The 1,382-nt window shown below is 63.3% G+C and carries 1 protein-coding gene; it reads left to right on the forward strand.

Annotated features, from left to right (window positions below):
• Positions 1-50 precede the first annotated feature (50 nt).
• Complete coding sequence (locus tag PUT80_RS46195; RefSeq protein WP_275295920.1) at positions 51-1,346, forward strand: IS256 family transposase; 1,296 nt, start codon at positions 51-53, stop codon at positions 1,344-1,346.
• Positions 1,347-1,382 lie beyond the last annotated feature (36 nt).

The raw sequence follows: 1,382 nt of genomic DNA on the forward strand, positions 1-1,382 counted from the left end.
TCCGGCCCGACACGCCGGGCTGAGGTCCGGCGGGATGGGCACTGTGAGTGATGACATCGGAGCTTGTGAGTCCACGTAAGCGTGACGAGAAGCCGGCGCGGGAGCTGTCGCCGGAGCAGGCCGCCGCGGCGGCGATGGTGGCCGAGGCGAAGGCTCGCGGGCTGGCGTTGACCGGCCCGGACGGCCTGCTGAAGCTGTTCACCAAGAACGTGCTGGAAACGGCACTGAACGAGGAAATGACCGAGCACCTCGGTCACGAGAAGCGCCAGGCCGATCCGAGTCGGGAATCGACCAACGTGCGAAATGGAAGCCGGCCGAAGACCGTGCTCTCGGATGCCGCCGGCGAGGTGCGGATCGACGTGCCGAGGGACCGGGAAAGCACTTTCGAGCCTCAGATCGTCAAGAAGCGGCAACGTCGGCTCGCCGATGTGGACGAGATCGTGCTGTCGCTGTACGCGAAAGGAATGACAACCGGGGAAATCTCGGCGCATTTCAATGAGATTTACGGGGCTTCGGTGAGCAAGGAGACGATATCGCGGATCACTGACAAAGTGATCGCCGAGATGCAGGAATGGTGCAACCGGCCGCTCGACGCGGTCTACGCGGCGGTGTTCATCGACGCGATCCACGTCAAGGTCCGCGACGGGCAAGTCGCCAACCGCCCGGTCTACGCGGCCATCGGCGTGACCGTGGACGGCCGCAAGGACGTCCTGGGCCTCTGGATGGGCGTCGGCGGCGAAGGCGCGAAGTTCTGGATGAGCGTGCTGATCGACCTGAAGAACCGCGGCGTCCGCGACGTGTTCTTCCTCGTCTGCGACGGCCTCAAAGGCCTCCCGGAGACCGTCGTGAACGTGTGGCCGCAAACCATCGTCCAGACATGCATCGTCCATCTGATTCGCAACACCTTCCGCCTTGTCGCACGGCAGAACTGGGATGCAGTCAAGCGGGACGTCAAGCCAATCTACACGGCACCCAATTCTGACGCCGCACTCGCCGCATTGAATGCTCTCGAAGAGAAATGGGGGAACAAATACGGTGCCGTGATTCGACTGTGGCGCAACGCATGGGAAGAGTTCGTGCCCTTCCTCGACTACGACATCGAAATCCGGCGCATGATCTGCTCGACGAACGCGATCGAATCACTGAATGCCCGCTACCGGCGGGCCGTCCGCGCTCGCGGGCACTTCCCGACCGAGCAGGCCGCGATGAAATGCCTGTACCTTGTGACTCGCAGCCTGGACCCGACCGGGACCGGCCGCGCCCGATGGACGATGCGCTGGAAACCCGTGATCAACGCATTCGCCATCACGTTCGGTGACCGCTGGCCGGGAGCCGAAACCTACTGATCAACAACGCCGGAACACCGATCATGGGATAGACCC

The organism is Amycolatopsis sp. La24 (assembly GCF_029087445.1).
GTDB classification, from domain to species: domain Bacteria; phylum Actinomycetota; class Actinomycetes; order Mycobacteriales; family Pseudonocardiaceae; genus Amycolatopsis; species Amycolatopsis nivea.